This is a genomic window from Microvirga aerilata, assembly GCF_016743775.1.
Taxonomy (GTDB): Bacteria; Pseudomonadota; Alphaproteobacteria; order Rhizobiales; family Beijerinckiaceae; genus Microvirga; species Microvirga aerilata.
Map to the genome: position 1 here is coordinate 166362 of NZ_JAEQMY010000005.1, position 18248 is coordinate 184609.

Here is an 18248-nt window from a genome sequence, read left to right on the forward strand (position 1 = left end):
TCAAGGGGAGGGTGAGGGCGCGTCTAATCCTTCCGAACCGCTTTGACCTCGGCCTCGGTGGGCATGAACGAGGCGCCGTCCTTGTAGGTCCAATCCGTCATGCCGCCGGAAGCGCCCTTGAGCACCAGCTTGCCGACCCAGGCGCCCATGGTGGACTGGTTGTCGAGACCGCGCATGGTGACGGGGCCGGCGACGGTGTCGAACTTCGCGTCCTCAAGCGCCTTGATGAGAGCCTCGGACTCGACCGAGCCCGCGCGCTCGATGGTGTCGCGGATCATGGTGACGACCATGTAGCCGAGGAGCGAGCCCAGGCGCGGGGTGTCGTTGTACTTCGCCCGGTAGGCGTCCACGAAGGCCTTGTGCTTGGGCTCCGTGATCTCGTCCCAAGGGTAGCCGGTCACGGTCCAGCCCTCGGGCACCTCGTCCTTGAGGGGCAGGAGCCATTCGGGCTCGCCGGTGAGGAGCGAAAGCACCGTGGCGTCCTCGAAGAGGCCGCGGGTGTTGCCCTCGCGCACGAACTGGGTGAGGTCGGGGCCGAAGAGCACGTTGAAGATGCCGTCGGGCTTGGCCTGCTCGATGGCGGACGCCGTGGCGCCCGCCTCGATCTTGCCCAGCGCCGGGTACTGCTCGGCGACGATCTGGGCTCCCGGAACCCGCTCCTGGATCAGGCGCTTGAACACGGCGGCCGCCGACTGGCCGTATTCGTAGTTCGGCGCGACGATGGCCCAGCGCTTGGCGCCGGAGGCCTTCGCCTGGTCCACCAGCATGCCCACCTGCATGAAGTTGTTGGGCCGGATGCGGTAGGTGTAGCGGTTGCCCTGCGCCATGGTGACGGCGTCCGTCAGGGGCTCGGCCGCGATGTAGACGATCTTCTTCTGGTTGGCGTAGTCCGCCATGGCCACGCCCACATTCGACAGGAACGAGCCGAAGAGCAGGGAGACGCCCTCGCGGGTCACGAGCTCGTCGGCCACGCGGGTAGCGCTGCCCGTGGTGGCACCGTCGTCGCGGGAGACGATCTCGAGCTTGCGGCCGAGCACGCCGCCCTTGGCGTTGATTTCCTCGACGGCCAGTTGCCACCCGTTGCGGTAGGGCACGGTGAAGGCCGCCCATTGCGCATAGGAGTTCAGCTCGCCGAGCTTGATCGGAGGCTGCTGCGCCTGGGCCGCCGGTGCTCCAAGGGGGGCTCCAAGCGCGAGCGCCGCTCCAAGAGCCAGCCAGCGGATCGTCGATGTCTTCGCCATTGCGCGTTCCTTAGCCTGAGAACCTGCGAGGATGTAGGGCCTACGGGGGCGGGAAGAAAGGCCAAACTGTCAAGGTTCGCCATTTCCTGCCTTGCTCCCGATGCTCATCTTCTCCACTGGCGCGTCGTTGATCGCGGGCCCTGAGGGCCGCGTCAGCGAAAACCGGGTCCACTTTTCCGCACGATGCGCTAGGAGAGAATGACACATTCGCCGTCCGTTCGTTCCCTCACCCCGCATTCTCACCTTGGCAGGCCCATGCTTCTCGACCGCGACCCCGCACATGCCTTCATGCCTTACCCGGCCGTTCCCGTCCCCCACGCCCCGAGCGGGCCGCTGTCGGGGCTGAGTTTCGCCGCCAAGGACCTCTTCGACGTGGCGGGCTACCCGACGAGCGCGGGGTCGCCCCACATGCTCGCCCTGTCGGGCATCAAGACCCGGACGGCGCCCACCGTCCAGAGGCTGCTCGATGCGGGCGCCAGCCTTGCGGGCAAGACCATCACGGACGAGCTCGCCTTCTCCATGAGCGGCAAGAACGCCCATTTCGGCACCCCGGTGAACGGCGGCGCTCCCGATCGCATTCCCGGCGGCTCGTCGTCGGGCTCGGCTGCCGCCGTCTCGAACGGCTTATGCGATTTCGCGCTCGGCACCGATACGGGCGGCTCCGTGCGGGCGCCGGCCAACCATTGCGGCCTCTTCGGTATCCGGCCGACCCATGGCCGGGTCAGCCTCGAACTCTGCCACGACCTTGCGCCCTCCTTCGATACGTGCGGGTATTTCACCCGCGACGGCGCAACCTTCGTTCGCGTCGGGGAGGTGCTGCTCGGGGCCGACAGCCAGCCCCTGCCGGACACCCCGCGGGTTCTGCTGGCAAGGGATGCTTTCGCCCTCCTGGCAGAGGAGGTGAAGGAGGCGCTTGCGCCCGCCCTTCGGCGAGCCGAGGCTGTGCTGGGACAGTCTGAAGAGGTGGAGGTGGCCACGGAAGGGTTCACCTCCCTGTACTGGGCCATGCGCCACATCCAGAGCCGGGAGGCCTGGACCGTGGACGGGCCGATGATCGAGCGCTACCGGCCGCCCCTCGGGCCAGGGGTCGCGGACCGGTTCGAATTCTCAAGAGCGGTGACGGACAGCCAGGTGGCCGAAGCCCAAGAGGTTCGCGCGGCCTTCCGCGAGCGGTTCGGCGCGCTTCTGGGGGGCGATGCGGTGCTGATCCTGCCGACCATGCCCGACATCGCGCCCCTTCTCTCGGAAAGCGACGATGCCCTCAACGACTACCGCAACAATGCCCTGAACCTGCTCTGCCTGTCGGTCCTGTCAGGGTTGCCCCAGGTTTCGATCCCGCTCGCCTCACGGTCCGGGGCGCCCCTGGGACTGTCGCTCATGGGGCCTGCCGGGTCGGACCTGAGCCTTGCTGCCCTGGCGCGGCGAATCGCAGAGACGCCTGCGGCCTGAGGGGACCCATCGCGCCCGGCCGGAGTTACCGGCAAGGCGCGATGCCGAACAAACCGCGTCACGAGGGGAGAAGCCATGACCCATCCAGCCGTTCATCCGGAAACGCCCCATGTGGCGGTGGCCAGCGCCTGCGTGCTCGGCGAAGGGCCCGTCTGGGACCACCGCTCCGGCACGCTCTTCTGGGTCGACATCAAGAACCCCGGCATCTGGCGCTACCGGCCGGAGGCCAAGGAGCATTTTCGGGTCGATACGCCCGAGCGGGTGGGTTTTGTCGCCTTGACGCCCGACCCGGAAGTGGTCGTCGCAGGCTTAAAATCGGGCCTTGCCCGCTTCAATCTCACCACAGGCGCCGTGCAGCCCATCGTCTCGCCCGACAAGGACAAGCCGAGCAACCGCATCAACGACGGGCTTGTGGGCCCGGACGGCGCAGTCTACTTCGGCACCATGGACGACGAGGAGGAGACCGCCTCCGGCGCCTTCTGGCGCTGGGACGGCAAGGAGCTGACCCAGTTCCACTCCGGCATCGTCGTCACCAATGGCCCTGCCTTCAGCCCCGATGGACAGAGGATCTATGCCACCGACACGACGGGCCAGACTATCTATGCCCTCGATGACGGCGGTGGCCGGATCGGGCAGCCCAGCCCCTTCGTGCGTTTCGAGGAGGGCTGGGGGCACCCGGACGGCATGGCCGTCGATGCGGAAGGTTTCGTGTGGGTCTGCCACTGGGGCGCGTCCCGCATCACCCGCTTCGCGCCTGACGGCACGGTCGAGCGCACGGTGTCCGTGCCCACAGCCCAGGTGACGAAATGCGCCTTCGGGGGCCCGGACCTCACCACGCTCTACATCACCACGGCCGCCATCGGCCGCGACCCGCATATCGACGTGATGGCAGGCCACCTGTTCAAGGTCGAGACCGGGGGCATTCGCGGGCTGAGAACCAACATTTTCGAGGGGTAGGATCATGACGCTTGAGCGCTTCGGCTCCGTCGGGGGCCAGGATGTCCTGCAGGTCACGCTGACCGGGCCCGATGGGATGACCATGAAGGTCCTGACCTGGGGAGCCGTGGCGCGGGATCTCGTCGTCCCGTCCGCCGCCGGCCCGCAAAGGGTAGTGCTGGGCCTCAACTCCGTCGAGGACTACGTCGCCCATTCGCCTTACTTCGGCGCCATCGTCGGTCGCCATGCCAACCGCATCGGGCAGGCCCGCTTCACCCTGAACGGCGAGACCCACATCCTCGATGCCAACGAGGGCGAGAACCAGCTTCACGGCGGCACGATGGGCTTCGGCACGCGGCTCTGGAGCATGGTGGATCACACCGCCTCCAGCGTCACCTTGAGCCTCGTGTCCGAGGACGGCGACATGGGCTATCCGGGCCGGCTGCGGGCCACCTGCACCTACACGCTCCTGGGGTCCTCCCGGCTGCGGATCGAGCTCGAGGCGACCTGCGACCGCCCGACGCCGGTCAACCTCACCACGCACGGCTATTTCAACCTCGATGGGAGCCCCGACATCTCGTCCCATCGGCTGATGATCGCAGGCGACTACATCACGCCGACCCGGCCCGATCTCATTCCCACAGGCGAGATCACGGCGGTGGCCGGCACGGATTACGACTTCACCGCCTCACGGCCGATCCATGGGGCGCAGCACACCCTCTACGACACCAACTATGTCCTGCGCGGGCCCTATGGGGAACTCCGCCACGCTGCGACCCTGGAATCGCCCACGAACGGCCTGTCCATGGAGCTCTGGACCACGGAGCCCGGCGTTCAGTTCTACGACGGTCACCTGCTCGACATGCCGGTGCAGGGCTTGAGCGGCGCCCGGTATGGTCGCCATGGGGGGCTTTGCCTGGAGCCGCAGCGCTTCCCCGACAGCCCCAATAATGCCCATTTTTCCGCGTCTATCTTGGTACCGGGGCAGGTCTCTCGACAAATCAGCGAGCTGCGGTTCGCTCGCTGATCCAAAGGGCTTTGTCTGGGAACTTTGCCCCAGCGTGGCCGTTGCTCTTTGTAGGCGTTGCGTATCCGGACAAACACGAACCAAGAAGGGACATTCCCCATGCCGGTGCTCGATGCGAAAGCCCTGGAGATCGATTCGAAAGGAATGGCTTTCCTCAAGAGCGTACTGTGTCCTCGTCACTCTTCCGAGGTAACTCCGAAGAAGATGACGCGCATCGGCAAGATCCGCTTTCACATGATGAAGCGGTCACGGGATCTCGTCGCTTCGACGATTTGACGGGCCTTTCAGGCCCGCCACCCTTCCCCGTCGTTTTCAGGCCGCCAGTCCGCGCTTGGCCAGGAGTGCGTCCGCCGTGGGCAGGCGTCCGCGGAAGGCCGTATAGGCCTCGGCCGGGTCGCGCAGGTTGCCGGCCGAATAGATGAAGCGCTTCAGCTTGTCGGCCATCTCCCGGTTGAAGGCGTCGCCCGTCTCCTCGAAGGCCGTGAACGCATCCGCGTCGAGAACCTCCGACCAGAGATAGCTGTAGTAGCCTGACGAATAGCCGTCGCCCGAGAACACATGCGTGAAATGCGGCGTGCGGTGGCGCATGATGATCTCGCGCGGCATGCCGATCCTGTCCAGGGTCTCCTTCTCGAAAGCCGCTGTGTCGAGGTTGCTCAGATCCCCCCTGCGGTGCAACTCCAGATCGACGAAGGCGGAGGCCAGATATTCCACCGTGGCGAAGCCCTGGTTGAAGTTGCGCGCGGCCATCAGGCGTTCGAGCAGCTCCTCCGGAATCGGCTCGCCGGTCCGGTAATGGGTTGCGTAGCGGCGCAGGATGTCGGGCTGCGACAGCCAGTGCTCGTAGAGCTGCGACGGCAGTTCCACGAAGTCCGTCGACACGCTGGTGCCGGCGAGCAGCGGATAGGTCACGTTGGAGAGCAGGCCGTGCAGGCCATGGCCGAACTCGTGGAACAGGGTGCGCGCGTCGTCGAAGCTCAGGAGCGACGGCTCGCCCGCGCCGCCCTTGGCGAAGTTCATCACGTTGACGATGATGGGACGGACATCCCCGGTGAGCCTTTCCTGCGAGCGGAAGGCGCTCATCCATGCGCCGCTGCGCTTGGAGCCCCGTGCGAAATAATCGCCGATAAAGGTGCCCACATGGGCGCCGTCCGCATCCACGACCTGCCAGGCCCGGATATCGGGATGATAGCGCGGAAAGTCCTGCAGCTCCTGGAAGCTCAGGCCGAACAGCCGGTGCGCCGTCTCGAAGGCGGCTTCGATGATGCGGTCGAGCTGGAAATACGGCTTGATCGTCGCCTCGTCGAGGTTGTGGCGCGCCATGCGCACCTGATCGGCATAGTAGCGCCAGTCCCACGGCTCGATGGCGATGTTGTCGCCTTGTGCCTGCGCCTGGGCTTGGAGATCGTCGCGCTCCTCTTCCGCACGGGCGCGAGCCGGTGCCCAGACGTCGTTCAGGAGCTTGAGCACGTTGTCGGGCGTCTTTGCCATGGTGTCGGCGAGTTTGAAGTCGGCGAAGGTCTCATAGCCCAGAAGCCTTGCCCGCTCGGCGCGCAAGGCCGCCGTCTCGGCAATGATGGCCTTGTTGTCGGTGGAACCATTCGTGTCGCCCCGCGCCGCCCAGCCCTTGAAGGCCTGCTCGCGCAGGTCCCGCCGCTTGGAGAATTGAAGGAAGGGCTCGATGCTGGAGCGGGACAGGGTGATCGCGTGCTTGCCCTTCAGGCCGCGCTCCTCCGCCGCCTGAGCGGCCGCTTCGCGCAGGAACGACGGCAGGCCTTCTAGATCCGCCTCGCCGTCGAGAACGAGCTGATAGGACCGCTCGTCCGCCAGCACGTTCTGCGAAAATTGCGTGCCGAGGCTCGCCAGGCGCTCCGTGATGGCGGCGAGCCGCTTCTTCTCCTCCGGGCCGAGCTTCGCGCCGGCGCGCACGAAGATGGTGTGATAGCGGTCGAGAACACGGGCCTGCTCCGGGCTCAGGCCCAGGCTTTCGCGGTCCCTGTAGAGCGCTTCGACACGCCTGTAGAGCGCCTCGTTCATGAAGATGCTGTTGCGGTGCTTGGCGAGGATGGGCGCCATCTCGCGCTCCACCGCCTGGATCGCATCGTTGGTGTGCGATCCGGCGAGATTGAAGAACACCCCGCCAACCTTCTTGAGCGTCTGGCCGCTCCGCTCCAGCGCCTCGATGGTGTTGGCAAAGGTGGGAGCCCCCGCGTCGCTCGCGATGGCGGCGATCTGCGCTTGCTGCTCGGCCAGCGCCCGGTCGAAGGCAGGTTTGTAATGCTCCGGCGCGATGCTCTCGAAGGGAGGAAGGCCGAAGGGGCCGGTCCATTGCCCGAGAAGGGGATTGCCTGAAAGAGCTGCGTCGGATGCCGTCATGATCGCTCCTGCCGTTCGATCGAAGGGGCCTGACTCTTAATCGCGTCAGCCGCCCGCGGGAAGGGGGCTTGAGCCCGACGCGGCATGCGCGCCGTTCAGATGACGCTGCATGAAGGCCAGAGCCCTGCGGGTGGCATCGTCCTCGGCGGCTCCCCGGAAGCCGTGCCCTTGGCCGGGATAGACCTTGATCTCATGCGGCACGTTCTGCTGGCGCAGCAGCGCCTCGACCGCATAGGCGTTCGCCACCGGCACGATGGGATCGGCCGAGCCGTGGAGCACCAGGGTCGGCGGCAGGCGCGACGTGGTGGCGATGGCGCCCTGGGGAAGGGGGCCGAAATAGTTCACGAGCGCCTTCACGCGCCGGTCCGTGCTCGACACGGCAAGGCCCAGGGCCGCCCCCAGCGAGATGCCGACGACGCCGATGCGGTTGGGATCCGCGCCCGGATGGCCGGCCGCGAAGGACACCGCATCCTGCACCGTGCTCATCCAGGGCCTGAAGTTCTGGAACATGGTGCTGAAGGAGGCGCGCCTCTCGCCCGTACGGTCGAGATAGTGCACCAGATGAACCTGGTAGCCCGCGGCGGCGACGTCCCGAGCCGCCTTGCGGTACTGGGTGTTGCCGCTCAAGCCGTCCGCGCCATGAAGCATGAGCACGGCGGGGCGCGGCGCGGAGCCGGGCATCTGAAAAGTATCGACGGCAATGGTCTTGCCCCCGCTCTTGAACGTGTTGCGCTGTTCGGTGACTGACATTGGAGTTGGCTTCGTCTGTTGAGCATGAACGGCCGGAGAGACAGCAAGGGCTGCGGCGGCCAGAAGGTTGCGTCTGGTGATCGGCATGGGGTGTGGCGTCGCTGGGCGGGATTGTCGGGATGCTCTTGAGATGGGGGCGCTTCCGGGCTGTCACAGATGGCAAAAGGTCCCAGGATTTCCAGCAGATAAGCTTTATGGCCACGCTCAAGGATCGTTTGTGGTTCGAGCACGTTGTTTGCAGGCGAGATCCTCTCGCGCCCAACAGAGATCGACCGAATGCGCCCCGCACCCGTGCCACCTCCGGAGACAGAGATCGAGCCTCCAGGCGTTCCGGGCCTCTCCGGATTGCTGACCCTGACGGTGGCCGTGGTCGTGCTGGCTGCGCTCTATGTGGGGCGGGACGTGTTCCTGCCCGTCGTGATGGCGATCCTGCTGGCCTTCGTGCTGGCGCCCTTCGTGGACCTGATGCGCAAATGGCACCTGGGCCGCGTGCCGTCCGTGATCGTTGCCGTCGTCGTCGCTCTCGGGATCATTCTTTCGCTGGGTGGGGTCATCGGCTTCCAGGTGGCGGGCCTTGCCACCGACCTTCCCCGCTATCAGAGCACCATCCAGGATAAGGTCGGCTCCTTGAGGGAGGGCTCGCTCGGGAAGCTTCCGGGGATTCTGAAGGATTTCGGCCGCCGGTTCGATCAGGCGGTCGCCGAGCCGCCGCCGGAACAGGCGCCCGCCTCCCCCAGCACGGCCGTACCGCCGCCCGAGGAGCCGAGGCCCATGGCCGTGGAGGTCCATGAGCCGGACCCGACGCCGGCTCAGATGGCCAGGAACCTCCTGCTGCCCCTTCTGGAGCCGCTGGCGACCACGGGCATCGTTTTCGTGGTGCTGGTGTTCATCCTGATGCAGCGGGAAGACCTGCGCGACCGGATGATCCGCCTGTTCGGGGCGAGCGACCTGCACCGCACCACGGCCGCCATGGACGATGCGGCGCGGCGGCTCAGCCGATATTTCCTGATTCAGCTCGGCCTGAACGCGTCCTTCGGGGTCGTTGCCACGATCGGGCTGTGGCTGATCGGCGTGCCGAGCCCGATCCTGTGGGGGGTGTTCGCGGCCCTGATGCGCTTCGTGCCGTATATCGGCTCTTTCCTCGCCGCCGTGCCGCCGATCCTGCTCGCGGCCGCCGTCGATCCGGGCTGGTCCATGGCCCTGATGACCATTGCCCTGTTCGGGATAGGCGAGCCCCTGATGGGCCACGTGGTCGAGCCCGTCGTCTATGGCCAGAGCACCGGTCTTTCGCCCTTTGCGGTTGTCATCTCGGCTATCTTCTGGACCTGGATGTGGGGCCCGGTGGGCCTTCTCATCGCAACGCCCCTGACGCTATGCCTCGTGGTGCTGGGACGGCATGTGGAGCGGCTCGAGTTCCTGGATGTGCTGCTCGGCGACAGGCCGGCCCTGACGCCTGCCGAAAACCTCTACCAGCGCATGCTCGCGGGCGATCCTGACGAGGCCCTGGAATCGGCCGAGATCCTGCTGAAGGAGCGCTCGCTCACCTCCTATTACGATGAGGTCGCCCTGAGAGGGCTTCAGCTTGCCGCCAACGACGCGACCCGTGGGGTTCTGACTCAGCGTCAGCTGGAGCAGGTCAAGGATGTGATCAGGGCCCTGGTTCTGGATCTGAGCGGCCACGAGGACGTGGAGCCGAAGCCCCAGGATACCAAGGACGAACCGGTTGCGGCTCCCGCCAGCGAAAAGCCCGCCAACAAGGGGCCAGCGGTGACGGAGCCAATGCCGCCGGCAAGCCCGCTTCCGGAAGCCTGGAGAGCGGCCGGCGCCATCCTGTGCGTTGCCGGCCGCGGCCCCCTGGATGAGGCTGCCTCCGAGATGCTGTCGCAACTCCTGAACAAGCACGGGCTGGGCACCCGGGTGATACCCCATGAGGCCGTCTCGCGCCGGGAGATCTTCAACCTCGACATGACCGGGGTGCAGATGGTCTGCATCAGCTACCTGGAGATCAGCGGCACGCCCGCTCATCTGCGTTACCTGCTGCGGCGCCTGAAGAAGAAAGCCAAGGCGCCGACCCTTGTGGGTCTTTGGCCCGCGGAGGACGCGGTGTTGAAGAGCGAGTCGATGCGCGCCACGCTGGGCGCCAATTACTACGTCTCGTCCCTGCGGGACGCCGTGGTGCAGTGCCTGAAGGTGGCGAGCGGCGAGGAGAAGCTGCCGGAGCCCGCCAATTCAACGGCATCAGAGGGAGCAACGGCAGCCAGGCGACTGCCATTGCCTGCCTAGCGAGTCGCGCGGCCCCGGAGGGCCGCACGATGCGATGCTTGAAGCATGATGCATCGGATGGATCCCAAAAGTGACGCCACTTTTGAGTCCGGTGCTTCAGCGGGCCTCAGGCCGCTTCCTTCAGGAAATTCTCGGCATAGTGGCAGGCCACCTGCCGTCCGTCGAGTTCCCGCAGAGCCGGACGCTCCACCTTGCAGCGCTCGGTCACATAAGGGCAGCGGGTCGAGAACACGCAGCCCTTCGGCGGGTTGAGCGGCGAGGGCAGCTCCCCTTTCAGGATGATGCGCTTGCGCTTCACGCCGGTGATGCCGGGAGTGGAGGACAGGAGCGCCTGCGTGTAGGGGTGCAGGGGACGCGCGTAGATCTTTTCCTTAGGGCCGTGCTCGACCGCGTGTCCCAGATACATGACCAGCACGTCATGGGCGATGTGCCGGACCACGCCGAGATCGTGCGAGATGAACAGATAGGCAAGGCCCATCTCCTCCTGCAGATCGGCCAGAAGGTTGAGCACCTGCGCCTGGATCGACACGTCGAGCGCCGAGACCGGCTCGTCCGCCACCACGAGCTTGGGCGAGAGCATCAGGGCGCGCGCAATGGCGATGCGCTGACGCTGGCCGCCCGAGAACATGTGCGGGTAACGGCCGTAGTGCTCCGGCCGCAGGCCCACCTTCGCCATCATGGCGCGCGCCCGTTCCGTCCGCTCGGCACCCGAGAGCTTGGTGTTGATCGCAAGAGGCTCCTCCAGGATCGTGCCCACCTTCTTGCGCGGGTTGAGCGAGCCGTAAGGATTCTGGAAGACGAACTGCACCATCCGGCGCAGGTCCTTGGCATAGTTCGCCGGCGGGTTGACCGCATCAATGCCGTCGAGGGTGAGCTGACCCTCGGTCGGTTTTTCGATGAGCGTCACCATGCGTGCGAGCGTGGACTTGCCGCAGCCGGATTCGCCCACCACGGCCAGGGTCTTGCCGGGCTCGATGGCAAAGGAGATGCCGCCCACCGCCTGCAGGTTGCCGGGCTCCTTGAACAGGCCGCGCTTGATTTTGTAGACCTGCCTCAGGCCTTTGGCTTCGACAACGGGAGCGCTCACGACGCAGCCTCCGTTCCAACGGGATGATCGTGGTTGATGGCGGCGCTCCGGTTCGGATCGCCGAGCGGATAATGGCAGCGGATGTGGCCGCCGGCCCAAGGCTTCAGGGCCGGGCGCACGGTGCGCGAATGCTCGGTGGCATAGGCGCAGCGCGGGCTGAACAGGCAGCCTTTCGGGCGGTCGTAGAGGCCCGGCACCACGCCGGGGATCGTCGCCAGCCGCCCGCCTTCGCTGCGCTCGGGGAGCGCGGCGAGAAGCGCTGCGGTGTAGGGGTGCTGCGGCGAGGCGAAGAGGTCGGCGGCGGAGCGCTCCTCCATGATCTGTCCCGCATACATCACCATCACGCGCTGGGCGGTGTCGGCCACCACGCCCATGTTGTGCGTGATCATGACCAGACCCATGTTGCGCTCCTTCTGGAGCGAAATGAGCAGGTCGAGGATCTGCGCCTGGATGGTCACGTCGAGAGCGGTGGTGGGCTCGTCGGCGATGAGCAGCTTCGGGTTGCAGGCAATCGCCATCGCGATCATCACGCGCTGGTTCATGCCGCCCGAGAGCTGGTGCGGATAGGCCGACAGGCGGCTTTCCGGCGAGGGGATGCCAACCTGGCCGAGAAGCTCGACGGCCCTGCGTTCAGCCGCCTTCCGGTCCATGCCCTCGTGCAGGCGCAGGGTTTCCGTGAGCTGGAAGCCGACCGTGAAGGACGGGTTCAGGCTCGTCGTCGGCTCCTGGAAGATCATCGCGACGTCTTTGCCGGTGAGCTTGCGCCGGTCCTTGTCCGAGATCGTCAGGAGGTCGCGGCCGTTGAAGGCGAGCTTGTCGGCGCGCACGCGGCCGGGGAAGGGGATGAGGCCCATGAGGGCCAGCATCGTGACGCTTTTGCCGGAGCCGGACTCACCCACGACGCCGAGAACCTCGCCCTCTTCGAGCTTGAGGCTTACGCCGTCCACGGCCCGCATGATGCCGCCTTGGGTCGGGAATTCGACCGACAGGTTTTCAATTTCAACAAGAGCCATGATCAGCGCTTCAGTTTGGGATCGAAGGCGTCGCGAAGTCCGTCGCCCAGAAGGTTGAAGGCAAGCACCGTGATGAGGATCGCCAGTCCGGGGAAGGTGACGACCCACCAAGCGCGGAGAACGAACTCGCGGGCATCGGCCAGCATGGTGCCCCATTCAGGCGATGGAGGCTGCGCACCGAGGCCGAGGAAGCCCAGGGCCGCGGCGTCGAGGATTGCCGTCGAGATGCCGAGCGAGGCCTGCACGATGAGAGGCGCGGTGCAGTTCGGCAGCACCTCCCTGAACATCAGGCGCGTGGTGCCGGCGCCGCTCACGCGGGCGGCCGTCACGTAGTCCTTCGAGGTTTCGGTGATCACCGCCGCGCGGGCAAGGCGCACGTAATGCGGCAGGATCACGAGCGCCACCGCCAGCATGGCGTTCATGAGGCCGGGGCCCAGCACCGCCACGATCACGATGGCGAGCAGCAGGCTCGGCAGCGTGAGGATGATGTCCATCAGGCGCATGATGAAGATCTCGGTCAGGCCGCGGAAGAAGCCTGCGACGAGGCCGAGCACGGTGCCGACCGCGATGGAGATCGCCACCACCACGATGCCGATGAGGAGCGACAGCTGCGCCCCGTAGATCAGGCGGGACAGGATATCGCGGCCGATGGGATCCGTGCCGAGCGGGTAGGCGATGGATCCGCCCTCCTGCCAGAACGGCGGCTTCAGGGCGATGGTGGTGTTGGTGATGTTCGGGTCGTGGGGAGCGATCACGTCGGCCAGCAGCGCGAGGAGCACGACGGCCACGATGATCACGAGACCCGCGACGGCGCCATGGTTGGCGCTGAAATAGCCCCAGAACTCGCGCAGGGGGTGAGGGGGGGTGGCCGTCGGCGAAGCGACGGCCGGAGCTTCCATGGTTTCAGTGGTCATCGCGTATGCCTGATGCGAGGATTGATGAGGCCGTAGGCGAGGTCGACGAGAAGGTTCACGCTCATCACCACCACGCCGAGCAGCAGGGCGCCGCCCTGGAGCACGGGATAGTCGCGGCGGAAGATGGCGTCGATAAGCCATTTGCCGACGCCGGGCCATGAAAAGATCGTCTCGGTGAGGATGGCGCCCGTGAACAGCACGCCGATCTGCAGGCCGATCACGGTCACGACCGGGATCAGCGCATTGCGCAGGGCGTGGAGCGCGACGACGCGAAAGCGCGAGAGGCCCTTCGCCTTGGCGGTGCGGATATAATCCTCCCCGAGAACCTCCAGCATGGCCGAGCGGGTCATGCGGGCGATCACGGCGAGCGGCACGGTGCCGAGCACGATCGTGGGCAGGATCAGATGTCGGACGGCCGACCAGAAGGCCTCCGGCTCGTCCGAGAGCAGGGTGTCGATCAAAAGAAAGCCCGTAATCGGCTCGATGTAGTAGAGAACGTCGATGCGGCCCGAGACGGGGGTGAGATCGAACTGCACCGAGAAGAGCAGGATCAGAATGAGACCCCACCAGAAGATCGGCATGGAGTAGCCGGCGAGCGATATGCCCATCACCCCATGGTCGAAGATCGAGTTTCGCCGGATGGCCGCGATGATGCCGGCCGGAAGACCGAGGATGAGAGCAAACAGAATGGCGCAGAGAGCCAGCTCGATGGTGGCCGGGAACAGCGCCGAGAACTCGTTCAGCACCGGCTCCTGCGTGATCATCGACTTGCCCAGATCCCCCTGGAGGACGCGGGCGAGATAGATCCCGTACTGGACGATGATCGGCTTGTCGAAGCCGTACTCCTTGCGCAGCTGCTCGTGGCGGACAGGATCGATCCCGCGCTCGCCCGCAAGGGTTTCGATGGGATCGCCGGGCACGAGGCGGATCAGGAAGAAGGCAAGCAGCGTGATCCCGATAAAGGTCGGAATGATCAGGCTGACGCGGGTCAGGATGAATCTCAGCATGGCCAAAACGGAAAAAGGCGGAGCGGCCATGAGGCCGCTCCGCCAGGTTAACGGGATAGAAGCTTACTTGCTGTTGATGTCCACGCCGTAGAAGGTGTGGCGACCGAACGGCGAGAGCTTGAAGTCCACGACTTCCTTGCGAACCGGCTTCAGCTGCACGGCGTGAGCCACCGTGAACCAGGGAGCCTGCTCCTTGAAGATCTTCTGAGCTTCCTCATAGAGCTTGGTGCGCTCGGCCTGGTTGGTCGTGACCTTCGCCTTGGTGACGAGATCGTCGAAGGGCTTATGGCAGAACTTTGCGATGTTCGAGCCGGAAGCGCTCTGCGCCGAGGCGCAGCCCAGCAGGGTGTGCAGGAAGTTGTCCGGATCGCCGTTGTCGCCCGTCCAGCCGAGCTGAGCCATCTGGTGCTCGCCGGCCTGAGCCCGCTTGCGGTACTCGCCCCACTCGAAGCTCTTGATCTCGGCCTTCACGCCGATCTTGGCGAGGTCGGCCTGCATGAGCTCGGCGATGCGGCGGGCGTTCGGGTTGTAGGGACGCTGAACCGGCATGGCCCACAGGTCCGTCTCGAGACCGTTCGGGTAGCCGGCTTCCGCCAGAAGCTTCTTGGCGGCTTCGGGGTTGTACTCGTCTTCCTTCACGGAGTCGTTGTACGACCACATGGACGGCGGGATCGGGTTCTTGGCGGGCACGCCCGAGCCGAGGAACACGGCGTCGACGATGGCCTTCTTGTTCATGGCCATGTTGAAGGCCTTGCGGACGCGTACGTCGTCGAAGGGCTTCTTGGTGGTCTGGTAGGCAAGGTAGCCGACGTTCAGGCCGGCCTGCTCCATGAGCGTGACGTTCGGGTCCTTCTTGATGGCCTCGAGGTCAGCCGGGTTCGGATACGGCATCACGTGGCATTCGCCCTTCTGGAGCTTGGCCCAGCGGACGGAAGCATCAGGGGTGATGGCGAACACGAGATCGTCGATCTTCGCCTTGCCGCCCCAGTATTCAGGGAAGGCCTTGAAGCGGACGATGGCGTCCTTCTGGTAGTTGACCAGGGTGAAGGGGCCCGAGCCGATCGGATCTTGGTCGATCTTCTCCGGGGTACCGGCCTTCAGCATGGCGTCGGCATATTCCTTCGACTGGACGCCCGCCCACTGCATGGCGAGGTTGGCCAGGAAGGGAGCCTCAGGCTGGTTCAGCGTGATGCGGACCGTGTAGTCGTCGACCTTCTCCACCGACTTCAGCAGCTTGGGCATGCCCATGTCTGTGAAGTAGGAGTGGTTCGGGCTCGTGACCTTGAAATACGGGTTGTCTTCCTTCCACTGACGCTCGATCATGAACACGATGTCGTCGGCGTTCAGGTTGCGGGTCGGCTTGAAGTTCTTGTTGGAATGGAACTTGGCGTTCTTGCGGATGTGGAAGGTGTAGACCGTGCCGTCAGCCGAAATGTCCCACTTCTCGGCAAGGCCGGGAACAACCTGGGTGCCGCCGCGCTCGAAGTCCACGATGTTGTCGTAGATGTGCTCGTTCACGTCGAACGAGGTGCCGGTGGTGTTGATGCCGGGATAGAAGTTCTCCGGGCTGCCTTCGGAGCAGTAGACGAGGGTTTTGGCGGCCAGCGGTGCGGCGGCCAGGAAGGCCGGCACGCAGATGGCTGCGAAAAGGGCTGATTTTTTCATTCTCTTGGTCCTCTGAGACGGCTCTAGTCGTGGCCGTTCTGTGACGAAGTTAAGGTGCGAAGCTTCCATAATGTCAATCTGTCGCCGCAACCTTGGATAATTTTTACGGAAAATTTACCATTTCCTGCCGCTTCGGCAGCCCGGATAAAGGCCCCAAAACCTCAATTTTCCGCGATTTTAACCCTGTCCCGATCCAAAGGCCGAAAGTTCCTTTGTCCACACTCCGCTACGGCATGGCCTTGGACGGCCTGAGACCGATGGGGTTCAGGACGCACGTCATGCGCCGCTCGACAACCGCCCGAGGGCTGCCAGCTACTGCGACACCTGGTCGGTCGCCTCGCGGATGGCGTTCAGCCCGACGCTGGCTTCCTCGGAGTATCCTGTCCGCTGGACAGCCCGGAAGATTTGCTCGGCATCGTTGTAGCGGCCCAACCTCAAATAAGACCAGCCGCGAATCAGCAGGAGATCGTTCTGCTCGGGAACGAGGCGGGCGCGCTCGCTCAAGGCCAGCAGGGTTTCCACATAGCGCCCGTCCCGATAGGCCGCGAGCGCGCGCTGCGACAGGATCGAGGCGCCAAGCTCGACCCGCCGCTCGCGGGTCTGCGGTGCTTGTGCCGCCGCAATCGCGGCTTCCGAGGTCAGGTTCTTGCGCAGATAGGCGAGGGACTTGCCATAGGCCGCTTCCTCGCGGGTGCGGCCGCTGCCCCTGTCGACCGCTTGATCGAAGGCGGACACGGCTTCCAGGGGACGGTTGATCTCCATGAGGCACCAGCCCAGGGTGAGCGCCGCGTCCGGCGACAGGCCGCTGGGGCTGCGGGTCATGGCGCAACTGCGTCCGAGAGCCGAGCGGGCCTGCGTCTGCCTGCGCCGGACGCCTTCCTCCGTTCGGGGAAGCACCTGCTCGACCTCGGTGCGCCGGACCTCGACCTCGCGGAGAGCGGAACGCGGCTGGATGGGAGCCGGTGCGCTTTCAGCGGGTTCCGCCATAGGAAGCTGGCGGGCAGCCGCCGGCGCCCTGGTGGTGCGGTTGGTGCCATCCGCCAGATCGGCGATCCGCTGCGAGCGGTCCCGCCATTGCGCGACGACCGCATTGAAGCCGGCGCGGTCGTTCAGGCGCTGGGTCGAAAGGGCAAGCCCGTAGGCGGAGGGCTCATCGTCGGCCTTCCAGCCCAGGGCCGTTCGAAACCAGTCGCGGGCGGTACGGATCTGGTTCGTGTTGTAGGAGTACCAGCCCAGCGCCTGGGCTGCGTCGGGGAAGCGCTGCGCCGTGACCACCGGAACGATCCGCCCCACCACCTGGGCTTCCAGACGCTGCGGCGGGTCCTGGCTCAGGAGCGCCGTGGCGATGTCCAGGTAGATCTTCATGTTTTCGGGCGCCCGCTCGCGCCATTCATAGGCAAAGGCTTCCGCCTCCACGAGCCGCTCGAGGGCCCGCAGCGACATGGCATAACCTTCCGCCGCCTTCGTGCCGCCGTTGCGGTCGAGGGCCGTCTTGAACAGCTCGAGGGCGCGCGCGGGATTGCCGTGATGGAAGTTGTACCAACCGAGTACCAGAACGGGGCCCGCCTCGTTCGTGTTCTGGATCAGCCGCTCGACCACGGCCAGATCCTCCGCCGATGCAGTCGCCTTGCTGTCGAGGGAGGCGCGCTCGACCCGGCGGCGGGCCAACTCGTCCCGGATGGAGCCGAAATCGTCCCGGGTCTCGCCGGTCCTGCGCTCGAACTGAAGCAGATCCGCCACCTGCTGCTCGGGCAGGAGGGAGAGGGCTTTCTGCAGCGTCGCCAGGCGCTCGGCAGGATTGGCGCAGTTCGTCAGGAGATAAGTATAGACATCCCGCGTACGGTTCGGCTGATCGGTTCTGGCGAAGGCTTCGGCCACGCGCCAGAGCACGTCCACATTCGTGCAGGTCAGAAGGTTGGGAGCTTCGGTCGCCACCGACAGCACCGTCCGCCACTGCCCCGTATCCGAGGCATTGGTGAGCCTGCGGCGTGCTTCGACCGTCTCCAGGGCCGTGAGCAGTTCCTCCGGCGGCTTCCATTCCGGAGTCGAGGCCTGGCGCTCGGCGATGGCCGCACGAACCTCGGCGATCCGGTCCTCCCGGTAGAGGTTCCACAGGCGTTCGATCAGGGGATCGGGAGCGGCCGCGCCGGAGCCGCCCGAGAGCTGGGAAAGATCGCTGGGCGGAGTCCAGTTCGGATAGAGTGCGCGCAGGCGTGCGATTTCCGCATTCACCCGGCGGGTGTCGCCCTGGGACGCGAAATAGCGCAGCGCGGATTCATCGACCTGGGGCTGGGGAGCGCCGGAGGCCGGCGGGGACCCGGGAGCAGGCGCTCCACCGGGCGTCGGATTGGGGCCGGTGCCGGTTTGTTGCGCGATCGCTGCAAAGCCCAGGATCAGGACCGCAATCGTTATGGCGCTGCCGACTAAGGCGTGTGGACATTCATTTCAGGGCCATGAAGCTGGCAGCGAGATAGATCATGGCCTCAAAGCTCTGATCAGT

Annotated in this window: 14 protein-coding genes; 5 read left to right on the forward strand and 9 right to left on the reverse strand. The window is 65.7% G+C overall.

The genetic code is table 11. From position 1 onward, the window contains the following. Positions 1 to 23: 23 nt before the first annotated feature. Positions 24 to 1241 (reverse strand): ABC transporter substrate-binding protein, encoded by a 1218-nt coding sequence (locus tag JKG68_RS05530; RefSeq protein ID WP_202056731.1) that lies wholly within the window; start codon positions 1239 to 1241, stop codon positions 24 to 26. A gap of 198 nt (positions 1242 to 1439) precedes the next feature. On the opposite strand from JKG68_RS05530, the gene JKG68_RS05535 reads away from it, so the two are divergent. From JKG68_RS05535 to JKG68_RS05550, 4 genes are all read left to right on the forward strand, one after another. Continuing rightward, positions 1440 to 2690, forward strand: coding sequence for an amidase (locus JKG68_RS05535; RefSeq protein ID WP_246515110.1), 1251 nt, complete (start codon positions 1440 to 1442; stop codon positions 2688 to 2690). Between the two features lie 75 nt (positions 2691 to 2765). Beyond that, complete coding sequence (locus JKG68_RS05540) at positions 2766 to 3647, forward strand: SMP-30/gluconolactonase/LRE family protein (RefSeq protein WP_202056734.1); 882 nt, start codon at positions 2766 to 2768, stop codon at positions 3645 to 3647. 4 nt (positions 3648 to 3651) lie between these two features. Further along, complete coding sequence (locus JKG68_RS05545) at positions 3652 to 4653, forward strand: aldose epimerase family protein (RefSeq protein ID WP_202056736.1); 1002 nt, start codon at positions 3652 to 3654, stop codon at positions 4651 to 4653. A 99-nt stretch (positions 4654 to 4752) separates the two neighbouring features. After that, a complete protein-coding gene (locus JKG68_RS05550; protein ID WP_202056738.1) occupies positions 4753 to 4929 on the forward strand; it encodes a hypothetical protein in 177 nt (58 codons plus the stop codon). A 36-nt stretch (positions 4930 to 4965) separates the two neighbouring features. On the opposite strand, the gene JKG68_RS05555 is transcribed toward JKG68_RS05550, so the two are convergent. Both JKG68_RS05555 and JKG68_RS05560 read right to left on the reverse strand, forming a co-directional pair. Continuing rightward, complete coding sequence (locus JKG68_RS05555) at positions 4966 to 7029, reverse strand: M3 family metallopeptidase (protein WP_202056740.1); 2064 nt, start codon at positions 7027 to 7029, stop codon at positions 4966 to 4968. Between the two features lie 45 nt (positions 7030 to 7074). Then, positions 7075 to 7779, reverse strand: coding sequence for a dienelactone hydrolase family protein (locus JKG68_RS05560; protein ID WP_202056745.1), 705 nt, complete (start codon positions 7777 to 7779; stop codon positions 7075 to 7077). A 276-nt stretch (positions 7780 to 8055) separates the two neighbouring features. Between JKG68_RS05560 and JKG68_RS05565 the strand changes: the two genes are divergently transcribed. After that, positions 8056 to 10062 carry an AI-2E family transporter gene (locus tag JKG68_RS05565; RefSeq protein ID WP_202056747.1) on the forward strand — a complete coding sequence of 669 codons (2007 nt, stop codon included), beginning with the start codon at positions 8056 to 8058 and terminating at the stop codon, positions 10060 to 10062. Positions 10063 to 10168: 106 nt separating this feature from the next. Here JKG68_RS05565 and JKG68_RS05570 read toward each other — a convergent pair whose 3' ends face one another. From JKG68_RS05570 to JKG68_RS05595, 6 genes are all read right to left on the reverse strand, one after another. Beyond that, entirely contained in the window at positions 10169 to 11149 is a 981-nt protein-coding gene (locus JKG68_RS05570; RefSeq protein WP_202056749.1) for a peptide ABC transporter ATP-binding protein, read from the reverse strand. Next, positions 11146 to 12162 (reverse strand): ABC transporter ATP-binding protein, encoded by a 1017-nt coding sequence (locus tag JKG68_RS05575; protein WP_202056751.1) that lies wholly within the window; start codon positions 12160 to 12162, stop codon positions 11146 to 11148. The genes JKG68_RS05570 and JKG68_RS05575 overlap by 4 nt, the downstream gene beginning before the upstream one ends. Before the next feature lie 2 nt (positions 12163 to 12164). After that, positions 12165 to 13076, reverse strand: a complete 912-nt coding sequence (locus JKG68_RS05580) for an ABC transporter permease subunit (RefSeq protein WP_202056753.1) — start codon at positions 13074 to 13076, stop codon at positions 12165 to 12167. Then, positions 13073 to 14083 carry an ABC transporter permease subunit gene (locus JKG68_RS05585; protein WP_202056802.1) on the reverse strand — a complete coding sequence of 337 codons (1011 nt, stop codon included), beginning with the start codon at positions 14081 to 14083 and terminating at the stop codon, positions 13073 to 13075. Before JKG68_RS05585 ends, JKG68_RS05580 begins: the two co-directional genes overlap by 4 nt. A gap of 63 nt (positions 14084 to 14146) precedes the next feature. Then, on the reverse strand, positions 14147 to 15748 hold the full coding sequence (locus tag JKG68_RS05590) for an ABC transporter substrate-binding protein (protein WP_202056754.1): 1602 nt from the start codon (positions 15746 to 15748) through the stop codon (positions 14147 to 14149). A 312-nt stretch (positions 15749 to 16060) separates the two neighbouring features. Further along, the gene (locus JKG68_RS05595; RefSeq protein WP_202056755.1) at positions 16061 to 17980 is read right to left on the reverse strand and encodes a tetratricopeptide repeat protein; all 1920 of its coding nucleotides are present in this window, start codon (positions 17978 to 17980) and stop codon (positions 16061 to 16063) included. Between the last annotated feature and the right edge of the window lie 268 nt (positions 17981 to 18248).